12 protein-coding genes are annotated in these 17,714 nt (G+C 41.7%); 6 read left to right on the top strand and 6 right to left on the bottom strand.

Annotated elements, in window-relative coordinates; all coding sequences use genetic code 11:
* Nucleotides 1–11 precede the first annotated feature (11 nt).
* Entirely contained in the window at nucleotides 12–1,256 is a 1,245-nt protein-coding gene (gene amrB / locus FCN14_RS13650; protein WP_138431850.1) for an AmmeMemoRadiSam system protein B, read from the bottom strand.
* A gap of 1 nt (nucleotide 1,257) precedes the next feature.
* Nucleotides 1,258–1,971, bottom strand: coding sequence for an endonuclease III (gene nth, locus FCN14_RS13645; RefSeq protein WP_138431849.1), 714 nt, complete (start codon nucleotides 1,969–1,971; stop codon nucleotides 1,258–1,260).
* Nucleotides 1,972–2,091: 120 nt separating this feature from the next.
* Between nth and FCN14_RS13640 the strand changes: the two genes are divergently transcribed.
* The gene (locus FCN14_RS13640; RefSeq protein ID WP_138431848.1) at nucleotides 2,092–3,378 is read left to right on the top strand and encodes a spinster family MFS transporter; all 1,287 of its coding nucleotides are present in this window, start codon (nucleotides 2,092–2,094) and stop codon (nucleotides 3,376–3,378) included.
* 246 nt (nucleotides 3,379–3,624) lie between these two features.
* Here the strand turns inward: FCN14_RS13640 and FCN14_RS13635 are convergent, their stop codons facing one another.
* The 3 genes from FCN14_RS13635 to FCN14_RS13625 are packed head-to-tail and all read right to left on the bottom strand — an operon-like array spanning nucleotide 3,625 to nucleotide 6,517.
* Nucleotides 3,625–5,046 carry an NAD(P)(+) transhydrogenase (Re/Si-specific) subunit beta gene (locus FCN14_RS13635; protein WP_138431847.1) on the bottom strand — a complete coding sequence of 474 codons (1,422 nt, stop codon included), beginning with the start codon at nucleotides 5,044–5,046 and terminating at the stop codon, nucleotides 3,625–3,627.
* Nucleotides 5,039–5,332 (bottom strand): NAD(P) transhydrogenase subunit alpha part 2, encoded by a 294-nt coding sequence (locus FCN14_RS13630; protein ID WP_138431846.1) that lies wholly within the window; start codon nucleotides 5,330–5,332, stop codon nucleotides 5,039–5,041. The genes FCN14_RS13635 and FCN14_RS13630 overlap by 8 nt, the downstream gene beginning before the upstream one ends.
* A 54-nt stretch (nucleotides 5,333–5,386) precedes the next feature.
* On the bottom strand, nucleotides 5,387–6,517 hold the full coding sequence (locus tag FCN14_RS13625) for a Re/Si-specific NAD(P)(+) transhydrogenase subunit alpha (RefSeq protein WP_138431845.1): 1,131 nt from the start codon (nucleotides 6,515–6,517) through the stop codon (nucleotides 5,387–5,389).
* Nucleotides 6,518–6,740: 223 nt separating this feature from the next.
* Between FCN14_RS13625 and trxB the strand changes: the two genes are divergently transcribed.
* On the top strand, nucleotides 6,741–7,712 hold the full coding sequence (gene trxB, locus FCN14_RS13620; protein ID WP_138431844.1) for a thioredoxin-disulfide reductase: 972 nt from the start codon (nucleotides 6,741–6,743) through the stop codon (nucleotides 7,710–7,712).
* Between the two features lie 51 nt (nucleotides 7,713–7,763).
* Here trxB and FCN14_RS13615 read toward each other — a convergent pair whose 3' ends face one another.
* Entirely contained in the window at nucleotides 7,764–8,186 is a 423-nt protein-coding gene (locus FCN14_RS13615) for a DUF4342 domain-containing protein (RefSeq protein WP_138431843.1), read from the bottom strand.
* Between the two features lie 123 nt (nucleotides 8,187–8,309).
* Between FCN14_RS13615 and FCN14_RS13610 the strand changes: the two genes are divergently transcribed.
* The 4 genes from FCN14_RS13610 (at nucleotide 8,310) to priA (ending at nucleotide 17,698) form a co-directional block, all read left to right on the top strand.
* A complete protein-coding gene (locus FCN14_RS13610; protein WP_138431842.1) occupies nucleotides 8,310–9,854 on the top strand; it encodes a YifB family Mg chelatase-like AAA ATPase in 1,545 nt (514 codons plus the stop codon).
* Between the two features lie 439 nt (nucleotides 9,855–10,293).
* The gene (locus FCN14_RS13605) at nucleotides 10,294–13,581 is read left to right on the top strand and encodes a SusC/RagA family TonB-linked outer membrane protein (protein ID WP_171032940.1); all 3,288 of its coding nucleotides are present in this window, start codon (nucleotides 10,294–10,296) and stop codon (nucleotides 13,579–13,581) included.
* A 51-nt stretch (nucleotides 13,582–13,632) separates the two neighbouring features.
* The gene (locus FCN14_RS13600) at nucleotides 13,633–15,111 is read left to right on the top strand and encodes a SusD/RagB family nutrient-binding outer membrane lipoprotein (RefSeq protein ID WP_171032939.1); all 1,479 of its coding nucleotides are present in this window, start codon (nucleotides 13,633–13,635) and stop codon (nucleotides 15,109–15,111) included.
* 151 nt (nucleotides 15,112–15,262) lie between these two features.
* Complete coding sequence (gene priA, locus FCN14_RS13595; protein WP_138431839.1) at nucleotides 15,263–17,698, top strand: replication restart helicase PriA; 2,436 nt, start codon at nucleotides 15,263–15,265, stop codon at nucleotides 17,696–17,698.
* The last annotated feature ends 16 nt before the right edge of the window (nucleotides 17,699–17,714 follow it).

The raw sequence follows: 17,714 nt of genomic DNA, 5'->3' as shown, positions 1-17,714 counted from the left end.
GGATATGTATTTTAGTAGTAAAGTATAGAGCCAAAAGTGACAGCACTTTCGCGTTCTTGTTCATCCCAAAGATCATAACTCAATACTTTACCCTCAAGGTTTGGGATAGTTTTTAGAAAAGTATAGAGCGGGGGGAAGCCACAAACACGATAAGGATCCAGGTCTTGCTTCATAAGTTCTAAAAGCTGATTGTGTTGTTGGGAAGCACCATAATCTAAAAACTTCTGGTCGAACTGCTTAACACCCTCGAACATGGTCGAAGCGGGGTTGGTATCTCCAAACTTTTTACCGATATGGGATAAGTCGCCACTGATTAAAAAGAAGGTATCTTCATCATTTGCGTACTTATTGTTTAGCAGAGAGGTGAATTTCTTGAGCTGTTTCCCGAGATGCCCATCTTTCATATAGAAGAGATCGTCTATGCCACTCGTTAAAAATGGGACGACCGAAAAATCATGATCCCACAGGTAACTTAAAAATAGCAGGTGTAGTTCTATACTGTGCTCCATACGGTGCGCACGATCTTGAATCGTAATACCGTGATCTCCATTGGTATTTTTGAGATCAGAAATAGCTTCTTTATCCCTTGGTATGGTAGAGAGGGGGAGCTTAAAGTCTTTATTGACCAGAACAAATGGGTTGTTCTGGTATATGTCGGGATATAACCCGGAATAGTGGGAAGTAGCTAGTACTACAACACGTTTGGGTGTAAGATGTTTAAGGGGGGCAAAAGCTTCTACATAGCTGTTTAGTGCTACACGGGGATCGATATGGGGGGCATATAATGCTTTAGGATTTTTATCAGCCGTACCGTTTTTAGGAGTATAATTATTAAATGCTTCGTTTAGATAGTTTTTTAGCTCTGTGGGGTCAGCGGGGTACGAATTGCCTGCTGTTACGGATTGATGAATTGTAGATTCTTCATATTCCTTTTCTTTTCTATAAGCATGCTGTTCAAAGTGAGTTGATTGAAGAATCCTGTTTTTATCCAGGAACTGCACAAACTCCAGCAGGTCATCTTTGCTCAGGTCTTTACCCAGAAATGGTTCCAGGTCGTTGATACTTTTTTCCCCATCTAAAAGATTGAGAACAGTACCCGCTTGCTTGTGAAGTGCCATTTCCGGTGTGGCATAGCCCCGTTGATCATAAAAATAGAGATACGATCGCCCATTCTCTTCGACAGGAAATATTTGTAGATCTTTGCGTAATGGTGGAATCGGGGCCGTAGTAGAATCAAATAGGGAATTGTTACTCATGCTATTCTGCTGCTTCTCTCATCTGTTGACATTCACAGTTAATACCGTACTCTTCACAAAGAGGATGTTCCGGCGGTTCTGAAATTCGAGCTTTACAGGCGTTTCTTCCATGATGTATCATGAGGTGCGAAAGTTCTGTCCAGTGCTCTCGGGGAAATAGAGCCATCAGGTCCTGTTCTATCTTATCGGTGTTTTTTTCATGTTCTGTAAGTCCATATCGGTTCGAAAAACGGCGCACATGGGTATCAACTACCACTCCATTATTAATGTTGAACGCATTTCCTAATACTACATTTGCTGTTTTTCTTGCTACACCGTAAAGTTCCAGAAGGTCGTCCATTTTTTGGGGAACTTCTCCCTTATGTTTTTCCACGATAGTCTGCGATGATTGTTTGAGTGCTTTAGCTTTGTTTCGGTAGAACCCGGTGGAGCGAACTAACTCCTCAAGTTCTTGGATCGGGGCATGGGCCATTGCCTCAGGGGTAGGATAGGCTTCAAACAGATCTGGTGTCGTTTTATTAACTCGAACATCAGTACACTGCGCACTTAATATAGTGGCACAAAGCAACTCAAAAGGATTTCGGTGATCAAGAGCACAATGAGGGTTGGGATAATGTTGATATAGAACGTCTAATATTTCTTCTGCCCGTTTTTGTTCTTCATCGGTTTTCTGAGGGAGTTCGGGCAGGTCTTCGTACTGTTTTTTATTGGGCATTCGTTATAGTCTTATTTCTGCAATTCAATATATAGCGAAAATATGGAGCCTAGTTAAGGTAGATTTCTACTATACTTTTATACTACCTTTAGCTTCATAAAATAAATGAAAACAATCATAATGTCTCTAACAAAAGATAAAGCTAAAAATTTAGTATCAAGTCCATATGCGTGGCTTGTGCTTGGGTTACTCACGCTCATCTATATTTCCAGTTTTGTCGATCGGCAAATTATTGCCGTTTTAGCTCCACAAATTCAACAAGAACTTTCGCTCAGTAATTTCCAGGTAGGTTTGCTTTATGGTACTGCATTCTCTTTTATTTATGCCCTTTGTGGGGTCCCCATGGGGCGGCTTGCTGATATATATTCTCGTAAAATAATGATTGTCACTGGCCTGGTGGTTTGGAGCCTAATGACCGTTATAAGTGGTTTTGCAAACACACTTGTTGCCTTAATAGTAGCACGGTTTTTTGTTGGAATGAGCGAGTCAGCTCTTAGTCCGGCCGTCTATTCCCTGCTCTCAGATTATTTTCATCCTACCCAGCGCGCAACGGTATTTTCTATATATGCAGCAGGTATTTTTATAGGAGTTGGTGTTGCTTTTTTAGGAGGAGGAACTATTGCGCAGGCATATGACTGGCGAATAGCATTAATTGCCGTAGGGGCGCCGGGTTTGCTGATTGCCGCGATTGCATGGTTGGTTGTGCGAGAACTGCCTCGCGGTATTATGCAAACCAATCAGCGATTTGAAACTCGACAGAGCTTTATAGAAGTAGTGACCTATATTCTTAGTAAGAAAACAATTCGATACCACTTTTTAGGTTTTTCTTTTTTAGCTTTTACCGGTTATACGATATTAGGATTTGTTGGCATTGTGTTAAAAGATATACATAATTCGGCTTCACTCACTCCTCAATATGGCTGGTTTATGCTGACAACAGGAGTAAGTGTAATGGCTTCAGGAAAGATAGCAGATTGGTTGGCTAAAAAATGGAATGCATCATACCGTTTTGTAATGGGGATGGTGGCTGGATTGGCTTGCTTGCCGCTGTACTATCTTGGTTTATTTGCAGAATCAGCAACAATGGCCTTGATTTTAATAGGCAGTGCTAATGTAATCTCCTCCTCATATAATGGTGTTGCAGCTGCATTGATTCAGTACTTAGTGAAGCCCAATATGCGAGCGTTAGCCGGTGGGCTATATCTATTTGTAGTTAGTGTGGTTGGGTTTGGTGTGGGGCCGCCCCTTACCGGTTGGTTGATGGATACGATATTTACCGGTCATTATGGCCCTGCCAAAGCATTAATGCTAGTGTTTACATGCTGTGGTGTACTGGGTAGCCTTTGTTTTTGGAAGGCAATGCAGAGTTATCATTTAGATGAAGAAATGGAGCAGGTTTTAGGATAGCATACGAAATGCATGATATGGGATCTTAATTACGGGAACTAGTGCCTTTTTAATATTCGGACTTATGATTTTGCTTTACTGATTTGATAAACTGGTACAACTTTCTGCCAAGCAGATCTAATTTATTACTAATCCGTTTGAATCTATTTTACCCATATAAAGATTTTGTATACAGATAGTATTGTTATAATTACTTGTCGAAACAATTTCGCATCCCTGCCCCGATTTCACGCATCCTGCATCTTGCTACACTTCATTCAATGATTGTGTAATAGCTTGCAGCGAATCCTTAGCATCGCCAAAGAACATCTGGTTTGACTCTTTGTAGAAAAGTGGGTTGTCAATACCAGCAAAACCAGGGCTTAGACTTCGTTTAAACACAATTGTTCGCTCAGCATCAGCAACATTCATAATAGGCATGCCATAAATAGGACTTCCGGGTTCTGTTTTTGCTGTTGGATTGACCACATCGTTAGCCCCGATTATCAGTACTACATCCGTTGATTTAAAGTCAGGGTTTATCTGTTCCATATCATAGAGCTGATCATAAGGGACATCCGCTTCGGCTAGTAGTACATTCATATGCCCGGGCATACGTCCGGCTACAGGGTGGATACCGTATTTTACCTCAACGCCCTTCTGTTCCAGCTTGTCAGCAACTTCTTTGAGTACATGTTGTGCCTGGGCTACGGCCAATCCATATCCGGGTACTATAATGACTTTATTGGCATAAGTACATTGAATAGCTACATCATCAGCAGTTGTCTCACGAACAGTTTTATCCGTATCGGTTGCCGGACCACTGCCCGAGGAGTCGCTGCCACCAAATGCTCCAAAAAGTACGTTACCGAGGCTGCGATTCATCGCTTTGCACATGATATTAGTGAGAATAAGACCTGCGGCCCCAACAAGAGCTCCACTGATAATGAGCAGGTTATTGTTGATCACAAATCCGGCCATTGATGCTGCAATGCCTGAGTAGGAATTGAGCAATGAGATGACAACCGGCATATCAGCTCCACCAATGGGCATAACGGTGAGTATTCCCAAGAGTAAAGCGATGCCGAAAATGAGCCAGAATACGAGTTGATTAGATGGATCGTAGGTAAGCCAGCCAACGAGAACCAGGGTGCCAATCGTTAATAGGGCATTAAAGAAATTCTGTCCGGGAAAGGTCACCGGGTTCCCGCTTATGAAGCCTTTAAGTTTTCCAAAAGCGATAAAGCTACCGGTAAAGGTAATAGAACCTATTAGAATACTGAGTCCAATTGTGACAAGGTCTTGACTGGCAAGCATCGCAGGATCACCAACGCGGACAAATTCCCCCCATGCAACAAGGGCAGAGGCACCACCGCCAAATCCATTAAAGATAGCTACCATTTCGGGCATTGCAGTCATTTCTACCTTTTTTGCTGCAAAGGTTCCGATAGCAGAGCCTACTACTATGCCTGCTATAATGAGTTCATATGAGATAATCTGTTGATCAAAAAGAGTGACAACAACACCAATAAACATTCCCAGTGCGGCCATTTGATTTCCTGATCGCGCGGTAGCAGGAGAACCAAGCCTTTTGATTCCCATAATAAATACGCCGGTAGCCAGCAGATATATAAGTTGTATGATATTCGGCAGTACCGCCTGAACTGAAGGGGGTAGAAAATCACTCATCGTTTTTATCTTTTTTCTTGAACATTTCCAGCATGCGGTCGGTTACCATAAAGCCGCCTACAACGTTAATGGTTGCGAATACAATGGCCATAAAGCCTATAATTTGGGCAAATTCATGATCAACTTGCCCAGCAATTACCAAGGCACCGATAATGGTAATACCCGATATGGCATTTGCACCCGACATAAGTGGAGTGTGTAAGGTGGGTGGCACTTTTGAAATGAGCTCAAACCCCACAAATGAGGCCAGCACAAAAATAAAGAGATTAAATATGAGTCCAGACATAATGCTTAGTTATTTTTAAAAAAGACATCCGTAAGGCCCTGTGTCCTCTGGGTTCTATTCTGATTTTAGCATGGGACTAATAATTTCACCCTGATGCGTTATTGTTGTATTGAGTGTGATTTCATCTTCGAAATCAAATGTTGGTTCACCCTCGCGCAGTAAATGTTTTAACAAGGCCATCATATTTTTTGAATACATTTGGCTGGCATGGTATGCAAGCATACTTGGGATATTAAGCGGACCAACGATATTAACATCATTGATAACAGTGGTTTCTCCCGGTTTCGTAAGCTCACAATTTCCTCCTTGTTCTGCTGCCAAATCTACAATAACAGCACCTGCATGCATATCTTGCACCATCTCTTTGGTAATGAGCAGTGGGGCAGGCTTGCCGGGAATGAGCGCCGTTGTGATAACAATGTCAGATTTTTTTACGTGTTGGTGAATAACCTGTCGCTGACGTTCTTGCTCATCTTCGGCAAGTTCTTTGGCATAACCGCCTTCCGTTTCTGATTCTTCATCAAGGTCTGGAACTTCAACAAAAGTAGCACCGAGGCTCTCAACTTGTTCCTTAACGGCCGGTCGTATATCAAAAGCCTCAACAACAGCTCCTAACCGTTTAGCAGTAGCTATTGACTGTAGTCCGGCAACACCGGCTCCTAAAACCAGAACTTTGGCCGGTGCGATAGTACCTGCTGCAGTCATCATCATAGGTAGGTAGCGATCTAATTTGTTGGCCCCAATAAGTGCTGCTTTATAACCGGCAATAGAACTCATTGAGGAAAGAGCATCCATATTTTGTGCCCGAGAGATACGGGGTATAGCATCCATCCCCAATGCGGTAATCTCTTGTTCTTTAAGCTGGGTGACAGTCTCTTCATTTTGGAGAGCCCATAGGAAACATATTAAAATGCTTCCTGCTTTCATCTGTTCAATATCTGTTTTAGGAGGTGTTTGAATACTAATCAATATATCTGCTTCGCTAAAGAGTTGGCTGCGATCAGATATTATTGAAGCCCCGGTTTCCCGGTAGTTTTCATCAAGATAATTAGCGGCTTTGCCAGCATTACTTTGAATACGGATATCCAAACCTTCTTCACAGAGTTTTTCTACCGTATCGGGGGTTAGAGCAACCCGCTGTTCACGCTCACCTGTTTCTTTTGGAATAGCTAAAATCACGGTCATCACCAACAGTTTTAAGTTAAAGCATAACTTATCGAAAACTTAGAGTATTGCAAATGGATAATATCATAAGATTCGTAAAGGTTGTGGAGTCTTTTGAGTCGACTCATAACGGGAAGTCAATTGACTAACCTTATAAAGCCAATAGAAAATTTCGACTCAATCCTTTGAGCTAAATTTTGTACCTTTGATCAAATAATCTAAAAAACACTTTTGAATTGTACTGATGGAAGATATTGCTGGAAAAACATTTGATGTAATTATCGTTGGAAGTGGTCCTGCTGGGTTAACGGCAGCCCTTTATGCTGCACGGGCTGATCTGAATCCTCTTGTTTTTGAGGGGCCTGAACCTGGTGGCCAGTTAATGCAAACAACGGATGTTGAGAACTATCCGGGCTATCCTGAAGGGGTGATGGGGCCACAAATGATGCAGGATTTTCGTGCCCAGGCCGAACGCTTTGGTGCTGACTGTCGGTATGGGATGGTAACAGATATCGATTTTGATGACCGTCCGTATAAAATTGAAGTCGATGAAGAAACAGAAGTATTTGCAAAATCGATTATCGTTTCTACAGGAGCTTCAGCTAAATGGCTGGGACTGGAGAGTGAGCAGGAGATGCGTGGGAAGGGGGTTTCAGCCTGTGCCACATGCGATGGCGCCTTCTTCCGAGACGAACATGTTATTGTAGTGGGTGGTGGTGATACCGCAATGGAAGAAGCAACTTTTCTTACTAAATTTGCAAGCAAAGTTACCGTGCTTCATCGCCGGCAAGAATTACGAGCTTCTAAAGCGATGCAGAATCGCGCATTTAATGATGAGAAGATTGAGTTCATGTGGGATACCGAACTCAAAGAAGTTCTGGGTGAAGAAGCTGTTAAGGGGGTAAAAGTTATTAATAATGAAACTCAGGAAGTGACTACCCTCGATGATGTAAAAGGAGTCTTTATTGCTATTGGACACAAGCCGAATACCGACCTTTTTGAAGGTGTTATCAAGATGGATGATGTTGGATATATCGAAACGAAAGGACAGTCAACAAAGACCGACTTGCCGGGAATTTTTGCCTGCGGTGATGCTATGGATCCTGTCTATCGTCAAGCAGTGACAGCTGCAGGCACTGGATGCCGCGCAGCTCTTGATGCCGAACGTTTTTTAGCTCATGCTGAAGTTGAAGAGGAAAAAGCAGTAGCTGAGTAAAATACTAGTTAACAGCGATCCATAGCTGATGAACCAATTTTTGTTTATCGGTTATTGATCGCTGTCATCTTTCCCTACCGTTTTGTCAGTTTCTCCATGGGAGTTTTTCTTATTTTTTTTCTCTGCCTCATTTTCATCCTCATCATCACGGATCTCTATAAAATCTGCTTCAACTTCATATTCATCCTCCGATTCTTCATTTGGGTAGCGTTCCACAATGACTTTTACGTCATTGGAAAAAAGTACGAACATGCTGATGGCCGATACAACGGGGGCTATCGATGTTAAAAGAGCCGCTCCACCCACACCTACCGTTAATTGTGACTGAAATAGAACTTTACCATCTTTGTTCTTAATAAGGATACGTCGTGCATTTCCTTTTTTAATAATTTTTTTTACCTGGGAAATGATTTCAGAAACAGTCCCTTTAATTTCTTCTGTAAATGTTTTTCTGGATTTTTCTGATGTTTCCATAATATTCTCACTTATTTTTTGCTAGTATTCTTGTGATCAAATTAATTCTTCTTTTGTAAGGAATCATCTGCCACAGGGTCTTACTACGTTAAAGAGTAAAAAAAGATTCATCAGGAGAATATTATGTTATCACGTGTTTATTGTGCTTCTACTATTGGTGTTGATGCTCGCCTTATCGAAGTTGAAATTCATATGTCGCCCGGGGGCATGCCTAAATATTTTTTAGTGGGCTTACCCGATCGAGCGGTAAGCGAATCCAGCGACCGTATAGAAGCAGCACTCAAAAACTCCAATGCAGAATTTCCTGGTGGACGTGTTACCGTGAATTTGGCACCGGCCGATCTGCCGAAAGAGGGAAGTGCGTTTGATCTACCGATCGCAGTAACGCTGCTTAATGTTTCTGGGCAAATAAAAACGGATAAGTTGGAGAACACAATTATCTTAGGAGAGTTAGCCTTGGACGGCCAATTGCGTGCTGTTAAAGGAGTATTGCCCATGGCTGTACAAGCACGTAATAAAGGACTGGAAAACATGATTGTACCCAAGGAGAATGGTCCCGAGGCTGCTGTTGTAGATGGGATTGATGTGTTTGCATTTTCTCACTTAACGGAAGTAATGGAATGGTTAAAAGATGAAAGTTCTCATTCTGCGATGGATGTAAATGTAAGGGAAATGTTCAGTAGAAACGGGAAAGGGGAGATTTTGGATTTTAGCGATGTGAGAGGACAGGAGAATGTTAAAAGAGCACTTGAAGTTGCTGCCGCCGGCGGACATAACGTTGTGATGGTAGGTCCTCCCGGATCAGGTAAAACGATGATGGCTCGTCGCTTGCCTACTATTTTGCCCCCGTTAACGTTAGATGAAGCCTTGGAGACCACAAAAATACACTCGGTAGCGGGATTGTTGCCCGGCGGTGAAGCATTGGTGACCCAGCGCCCCTTTCGTTCTCCGCATCATACCGTCTCGGACGTAGCATTAGTCGGTGGGGGAAGTATTCCGATGCCGGGTGAAATATCAAGGGCACACAACGGGGTATTATTTTTGGATGAACTGCCTGAATTCAAAAGAAGTGCTCTCGAGGTGATGCGTCAACCATTGGAAGATGGGAGCGTCAGTATTTCGCGTGCTCGCATGAGCGTTAGTTATCCCAGTCGTATTATGTTAGTAGCTTCTATGAACCCATCCCCAACAGGAGACTGGTATGATCCGACTGATCCCGGCGGGGCTTCACCAGCACAAATGCAGCGCTATTTAAGTAAGATCAGTGGGCCAATGCTCGATCGTATTGATCTACATATAGATGTGCAAAAGGTGAGTTATGAAGAGCTCTCCAGTGAATCTAAAGGAGAGCCATCAAAGGCAATTCGCCAGAGAGTCATCAATGCGCGTAAAATACAGACTAGGCGCTTTGATGGTATCGAAAATGTATATTGCAATGCACAGATGAGCACAAAGATGTCGCGCAAGGTATGTGTTTTAGACGATGCCAGTGCACAGATGGTAAAAAAAGCTATTACTTCGTTGGGCCTTTCGGCTCGTGCATATGATCGTATTCTTAAAGTTTCTCGCACAATTGCCGATCTCGAAGAGGAACCAGATATTGTTCCTAATCATATTGCCGAAGCCATTCAGTACCGTAGCCTAGACCGAGAAGGGTGGCTAGGATAACAATAGCATTAGTAAGGTCGTGACTGTCTTTAATCTATCAATAACAATAGCATTAGGTAAAATTAATTTGAAGTAAGTGTTAATAATTGCTATAAATAGGTGCGTTATTAGAGAATTTGTCTTAAGTCAAAAGTTTATAGAGTAATAAGAGCAGCTAGACCTACTATTCAAGTGTCATCTTAATAAAGGCATGTAGTAAACACACTTAGCCACAGGCACTAAACGCAGTACAAATTTTCATTAGAGTTTTATATCAAATTGCTTTGGCTTGGGTGGGTATTATGCTCTCCTAGGACAAATGTAATAGAGCTCATTATACTGGGATGGATTAAAATTTACACCTCTGAAAATAGGTGTGGTACGTCTTTTCTGCAGTATTGGGGTTCTTTAAACAACAGTAATACTACAACAAAAAAAGCTAATCAACATGAGGTTATCTATGCTTAGAAAGTTACTTTTTACGGCAATAGCATGTCTTTTGGCTATCGGATCTGCGTTTGCGCAGACTGCTAGTATAAGTGGGACTGTTATTGACGCAAGTTCGGGAGAAACTTTACCAGGGGTAAATGTATTTTTGCCTGAGTTACAACGGGGTTCACCCACTAACGCCCAAGGTGAGTTTGAAATATCTAATATTGAATATGGCACTTATACTATTCGTGTTAGTTTTATCGGTTACGAAACTAATGAACAGCAAGTAGAAATAGATCAAGCTAATACAAAACTAGAAATTCAATTAGCATCAAAACAGATGCAGTTGGATGATGTTGTTGTAACAGCTTTTGGACTTGCCCGGGAAGAGCGATCTGTCAGTTATTCTGTTCAAGAGGTGAGCGGTGAAAATTTGACGATGGCTAGTGAGGAAAACCTTGTTGGATCTCTTTCTGGAAAAATATCCGGCGTGCAAGTTATCGGATCTCCCGGTGCATCGTTAGGGGGATCAGAAAAAATTCGTATTCGTGGTGAGTCAGGTCTCTCTGCAAGCAATCCACTATTTGTTGTGGATGGTACACCTATTAGTAATAGAAGTTTTAACATTAATAATCGTGACTTCGGTAACCTAGCACAAGACTTGAATATAGGTGATGTTGAGTCTATTTCTGTATTAAAGGGAGCATCAGCTTCTGCCCTATATGGGAATCGTGCTGCTGATGGAGTTATTGTTATAGAAACAAAGTCTGGCCAGGCAGGACAATCGGCGGATATTGAATTTACGAATTCAACTGTTATTTCTAAGGTTTATAAGTTGCCCGACTATCAAAATAAATACGCAGGGGGTTACAGTGGCGAGCTTGTGAATTATACTGATCCTGAAACAGGTAATTCAGTTCCAGGACTGGAATATGAAGCTGATGAAAGTTGGGGGCCTCCTATGGAAGGACAAAAATATCGACCATGGTATTCTTGGTATCACGGTGATTTTACTGGTGATGGGAAGGATGATTATGGTACTACTACTACTCTTGATCCTAATCCGGATAATGTCAGAAATTTTTATGATACCGGAGTGAAAGTATCAAACAGCTTAGCAATTAGTGGGGGTTCTAAGAATGGGACATATCGTGTATCAGTTAAGGACCTCAATAAAACTGGAGTAATGCCTAACTCCAAGTTGGACAAGACGTTTTTAAATTTTAAGGGATCATTAAAACACGGTAATAGCTTTGAGTCCCGTGTATCATTCAACTATATAAAAACGGAATCCAGAGGGCGTGCTTCTCAATCTTATTCTCCACTGACAGGTAATGTAAATCAAATGTTTAATCAGTGGTTCCAGCGTCAATTAGGTATGGATGAGTTGAAAAACTATCGTCTCGAAGATGGTTCTATTGCAACTTGGAATATCATTGATCCAACTGCAGAAAACTTGACTCCTCAATATTGGAACTCACCTTATTTTACTACACATGAAAATGTTCCTTTTGAAGATCGAAATAGGGTATATGGTAACTATACATTGAATTACAATATCACAAAAAACTTGCAGGCTACTGCTCGAGTACATGCCGATGTATATGGTTTTAATGTAGAGGATCGTATCGCTTCAGGTGGTTTGAATACGGATTGGTATAGCGTACAGCAAAGAAGTCGTAGAGAAATGAACTATGAAGGTTCATTACAGTACTCTAAGGACTTTGCAGATTTTTCTGTCGAAGGTTTCGTTGGAGCAAATCTAAGACAGCAGAAGTACAAGTTTGTACGTCAATCAACACAGGGAGGGCTGACTGTTCCCGGTCTGTACAATATTGATGCTTCTGCAGACAGGCCATCAACTGCAAATGAAACACAAGAAAAAGAAGTTCGCAGTGTATATGGGACAGTAAATATTGGCTGGAAAGATATGTTATATGCTGATATTACATTGCGTAATGACTGGTCATCCGCTCTGCCCGAAGATAATAATTCGTATTTATATTATGGTTTCTCAGGTAGTTTTGTTTTTACAGAGCTGTCACTATTTGATAATATAGATTGGTTAACTTACGGTAAAATTCGTGCATCCATGGCACAAGTGGGTAATGATCTTGATCCATATCAAGTGTCAGGGAACTATAATGTTCAGCCACCACGGGGAAGTTATCCGGCGATGAGGGTACCACAGACAAGGTCCAACCCTAATTTAGAAGCAGCTATTTCTACCGACTATGAGCTCGGTACTGACTTGCGGTTTTTGGAGGGGCGGCTAAGATTAGATGGTACTTGGTATCAGTCTGTTAGTGAGAATGAAATTCTTAACCTTCAGCTTTCGGCAACAAGTGGTTACGATCAGTTGCTAGTTAATGCTGGTGAGTTCGTTAAAAATGGAGTCGAAGTCCAATTTGGTGGTACACCTATTGAAAAGGAGAACTTTACTCTCAATACTACTTTTAATTGGGGGAAGCTCCTCAAAAATGAGGTTGTCGAATTGGCTCCCCAAATTAATAGCCGCTTATTGGATAATGCCAGGTTCATTTCTCAACTTTACGCTCGGGAAGGGGAAACTTGGGGTAAAATTGTAAGTAATGGTTATAAACGTCATAAAAACGGGGAGCCCATTTTTAATCCCAAGACTGGCGGATATAAAACCGCTACTAATGTAGATCACGGTACTATTCTACCCGATTGGAATGGTGGTTTCCGAGCTGACTTTAAATATAAGAACTGGTCACTCGGTGCTTTTATTGAATTCCAAAAAGGAGGTCAGTTCTATTCTATGTCCAAAATGTTCAATAATTATGCTGGTCTTGGTGCGGCAACTGCTGGTACAAATACCTTGGGCAATCCATTGCGAAATCAGTTAAGAGATAAAAATGGCAATGTACCGGTAGATGGAAATGGAGACCCTCTTTCAGCAATTCCATTGGATCAAGCAGGTGATGATTCAGGTGGTATCTTGGTTGAGGGGGTAGATGAGAACGGTGACCCTGTACAATACATGGCTTATACACGGGACTTCTACTATACAGAATTCATCAACCAGGAAGCTTATCTCTACGATGCAAGTTATATCAAGTTAAAGTCTGTTAGCTTAGGATATAGTTTGTCTGGCAGTACGTTAGAATCATTACCTATTGAAAGTGTTAATATCTCTGTACATGCACAGAATCCATTGATTATTTGGGCCTCTGTTAATGATGTCGATGCTTCCATTATTCAGGAAAGTGGAAATGATTTTGGTGGATGGTGGGAAGGAGGTTCTTTACCCGGAGCACGATCTATTGGCTTCACCGTAAATGTCGGACTGTAGAGAGGGATTTAATTCATGAAATTTTTTGAACAAAAATTAAATATTTTCGTTATGAGAAAATTAATTGGAACACTTTTTTTGACCTTATGGATGGTCGGATGCAGTGATTTCGGGGACTTAAATAATGACCCCAATAATCCTGCAGAACCACGTACTGATTTGCTAATGACGGATGCACAGCGAACGATTGGCAGTTATGTCGGTGCTGTTACGGGAACACTGTATTCACAATATTTTTCTGAAGTTTATTATACAGACTCGTCTGTTTATACAACAATTAACTTTGACTTTAGTGGATGGTATGCAAATACCAACAATAATGGGCAGACTGGTCCATTGACTAATTTGCAAACAATCATAGAACTAAACAATAATGAGGATACAGCAAATAATAGCAATGTAATAGCCGGAGGAGGCACCCAAAATCAATTGGCTGTGGCTCGTATTTTAAAAGCCTATTTCTTTCACACAATTACTGATCGTTGGGGGAGGGTTCCATATTCGGAAGCTCTTAAGGGGCAGGGGAACGTAACTCCGAAATATGATTCCATGAAATCAATTTATCAGGGTTTGTTGAAAGAGCTTTCTGAAGCCGTTGCTCAAATGAATGGAGAGCCTGGCCCTACTGGAGATTTTATTTTTGGTGGAGACATGGGCCGTTGGGAAGCATTTGCCAATACTCTTCGAATGAGAATTGCCCTTAGAATGGCTGATAAAAATGGACAGGATGCCCAACAAGCATTTGAAGATGCATACAATGATGGTATCATCCAGGAAAGTGTTATGTTTCCGTATGGAAGCAACAATGATAATGAAAACCCTTGGTATGATCGTTACGAAACACGAATTGACTATGCTATTTCCAAGACAATTGCTGATACAATGAAGAATTATGAGGATATGCGTTTAACCGTGTATGCTGCAGATTCTGCCAACTCTGGCCCGTTACAAGGAGATGGTTCTCATGGATTGGATGACATTGAAGGCTTCCCTTATGGGCTATCACAAAGTAGCGCCGCTGAAATTGGCAATACCAGTCGTTCTTTGCCCGGTAACCAAATCCTTCAGCAAGATGCAGAGCTGCCAATTCTTACAATGGCCGAAGTTCATTTTGCACTCGCTGAAGCAAAGGAGCGAGGATGGAACGTACCAGGAACAGCTCAAGGTCATTATGAAGCAGGTATTGAAGCTTCTTGGAAGCAATGGGGCGTTTACGAAAATCAAGACTTCAATAACTATTTATCAAAATCAGATATTGCTTATGATCCTGGCCAATGGAAACAACGTATTGGTTTTCAAAAATGGATCGCTTTATTTCCTCTAGGTTATGAGGCTTGGGCTGAGTGGCGGCGATTGGATTATCCAGCATTAGATCCTGCACCTGATGCAGTTAATGATAGTGGCGAAATCCCCGTACGCCAAGCATATCCAACATCTGAATCTGAGCTTAACACCGAAAATTATAAAGCGGCAGTTAAAGCACAGGGATCAGATGGTTTAGATACAAAGCTCTGGTGGGATGTAAACTAAGTGGTTTATAAGTAGTATTTACTACTAAGCCCCTTCCTCGGGAAGGGGCTTTTTTTATTTTTGCTACTAAAAGAGTAAGCTTTATTTATGATTGATTCGGGACAATAAATTGAATATGATGCCCTGCAATTATTAATGAGTCTTGAAACAATTGCCAACATACGCTGATATCGTTTTTCCTACGGCTGTAAGACAGTCTTTTACCTATAGTTTGCCTGCATCTCTTGATGAAAAGGCACAAGTTGGTAAAAGGGTATGGGTACCCCTGCAAAAGCATAAGGCAATCGGCATGATTGTTAAAATCCATAATGAAAAGCCGGAGTTTAATACTCGGGAGGTTCAGCAGGTACTGGATGAAAGGCCTGTACTATCCCAGGAAATGCTTAGGTTAACACGCTGGATCTATCGTTTCTATTATTGCGGGTGGGGCGAAACTATCCAGGCTGCCCTTCCGTTAGGGCTCAATTTTTATGCTGAGGAGTATTTAAAAGTTACTTGTAGCGATATCCCCAGTTATCTGGATGAGCAACAAAAAGAGATTATAGAAGAAATAACAGCCCAAAACTCTTACCAATTAAAAGAAGCACAAAAACGATGGGGAGATGAAACTATTAAAAAGTTGGTGGGTCAAAAGCTGTTAGAAATACGAGAAGAACCGGTGACGAAGATGAGTCCCAGCACAGATAAATTATGGGACTGGACCGATAAATTCTCGCCTAAAAAGATTGATGAATTTATTGAAGAGTATAAAGAAGCGGATAAATTCCATAAATGGATACAAGCCCTTGAGCTGTTAACTGAGCTTGGCTTACCTGAGTTTCAAAAGGAACTTACTAATTATGATCTGTTGGAGCACTATACCTTGCAACGTATTGCTAAAGAGGGATTAATTGCTGCAGAAGAAGTAGAAGCGAATAATGTTAGTTTAAAGCTGGATCACGATCCAAGTCAGTTAAATAAGCTGAATGAGGAACAACTTGCAGCATTTGAAGAGATAAACGAGTCACTAGTGGCGGATAAGTTTGCCAGCTTTTTGCTCTTTGGGGTGACAGGAAGTGGAAAAACAGAAGTTTATATTCATGCGCTTAAAAAGGCTTTAGAGCAAGGAAAGGGCGGCTTGGTATTGGTTCCCGAAATCGGGCTTACCCCACAGATTGTAAAGCGGTTTTATACTATTTTTGGGGATGATATTGCGGTGCTCCACAGCCGGTTAACCAATCGTGAGCGTTATGATGCTTGGAGAGCTTTGCAAAAAGGAGAAAAGCGCATAGCAATAGGGGCACGTTCTGCAGTTTTTGCCCCGGTGCAGAATTTGGGGATTATTATTATAGATGAGGAACATGACTCTTCTTATAAACAGGTAGATCCTGCCCCGCGTTATCATGGCAGGGATGTAGCAATAATGCGTGCTCATATCAATGGTGCAGTAGCAGTTATGGGGTCAGCAACTCCAAGTATGGTTTCCTTACATGGTGCAAAAAAAGACAAAAGCAAACTCCTAACACTAAGCGAGCGTCCGTTTGAAGCTACAATGCCCGATGTTGAAGTATTAGACTTAAAACAGTATCGGTCGGCAATGAAAGGGCCCATTGCTATTCCGTTATATGAAGCTACCAAAGAAGCAGTAGGACGGGGAGAGCAAGCAATATTTTTGTACAACAGAAGAGGTTTTTCATCATATATCCAGTGTGAAAGTTGTGGTGATATTCCGAAGTGTCCCAACTGTTCGGTGAGTCTCACTTTTCATAAATCCAAGAAACAACTTAGGTGCCACTATTGTGGGTATTCACAGCACCAGCCCCGACACTGTAGACAGTGTGGCAATAAATCGGTAGCCCCACAGGGTAGTGGTACGCAACAGCTCGAAGAGCAGGTAGCCAGCCTGTTCCCTAAAGCAGAAACATTGCGTATGGATTTTGATACTACTTCGGCTAAAGATGCGCATTCGAATATTTTGAAAGCTTTTGGTCGCAAACAGGCAGATATATTAGTTGGAACTCAGATAGTGGGCAAGGGGCTGGACTTCCCGGATGTAACCGTGGTAGGGGTTATTGATGCTGATACCGAATTAGCCTTTCCTTCCTTTCGCTCGAGTGAACGAATGTATCAGTTGTTAAGCCAGGTGGCAGGACGTTCGGGGCGTGCGGGAAAATCCGGAAAGGTATTTTTTCAAACCTGGCAGCCCGATCATGCAGCGATACAAGCTGCACAAAAACATGATTTTAAATCTTTCGCCCGCAAAGAACTGGGTTATCGAAAGATGTTGCAGTACCCGCCTTATTCAAGGATTGTGCGATTTGCTTTTAAAGGGAAAAAAGAGTGGATGGTACAGAAAGTTGCCGAAGCGTTTACAGAAAGTTTAATTAAAATAATAGGGAAATCAGAGTCCCTGCTGGGGCCTTCTCCCGCAGCAATAGCGAGAATGCAAAACTACTACAGGTGGGAAACCTTTATTAAGATTTCACCGGATAATGGAGCTACGGCTATAGAACGACTTATTGATGCAACTTTTGAACACTATGACAAGCAAAAACCCAAAGGGGCAAGTTCAGTGCGAATTAATGTAAATGTTGATGCCTTAGAGTAAAAAGATTTGGAATGTT

Source organism: Fodinibius saliphilus (genome assembly GCF_005869845.1).
GTDB classification, from domain to species: domain Bacteria; phylum Bacteroidota; class Rhodothermia; order Balneolales; family Balneolaceae; genus Fodinibius; species Fodinibius saliphilus.
This window is presented reverse-complemented; position numbering and strand designations above follow the sequence as displayed.

Bases quoted from the DNA above. Each gene is read 5' to 3' on its own strand.
- nth (WP_138431849.1), bottom strand. From the start codon at position 1,971: ATGCCCAATAAAAAACAGTACGAAGACCTGCCCGAACTCCCTCAGAAA.
- FCN14_RS13625 (WP_138431845.1), bottom strand. From the start codon at position 6,517: ATGACCGTGATTTTAGCTATTCCAAAAGAAACAGGTGAGCGTGAACAG.
- FCN14_RS13610 (WP_138431842.1), top strand. From the start codon at position 8,310: ATGTTATCACGTGTTTATTGTGCTTCTACTATTGGTGTTGATGCTCGC.
- trxB (WP_138431844.1), top strand. From the start codon at position 6,741: ATGGAAGATATTGCTGGAAAAACATTTGATGTAATTATCGTTGGAAGT.
- FCN14_RS13615 (WP_138431843.1), bottom strand. From the start codon at position 8,186: ATGGAAACATCAGAAAAATCCAGAAAAACATTTACAGAAGAAATTAAA.
- FCN14_RS13605 (WP_171032940.1), top strand. From the start codon at position 10,294: ATGCTTAGAAAGTTACTTTTTACGGCAATAGCATGTCTTTTGGCTATC.
- FCN14_RS13600 (WP_171032939.1), top strand. From the start codon at position 13,633: ATGAGAAAATTAATTGGAACACTTTTTTTGACCTTATGGATGGTCGGA.
- FCN14_RS13635 (WP_138431847.1), bottom strand. From the start codon at position 5,046: ATGAGTGATTTTCTACCCCCTTCAGTTCAGGCGGTACTGCCGAATATC.
- FCN14_RS13640 (WP_138431848.1), top strand. From the start codon at position 2,092: ATGTCTCTAACAAAAGATAAAGCTAAAAATTTAGTATCAAGTCCATAT.
- amrB (WP_138431850.1), bottom strand. From the start codon at position 1,256: ATGAGTAACAATTCCCTATTTGATTCTACTACGGCCCCGATTCCACCA.
- FCN14_RS13630 (WP_138431846.1), bottom strand. From the start codon at position 5,332: ATGTCTGGACTCATATTTAATCTCTTTATTTTTGTGCTGGCCTCATTT.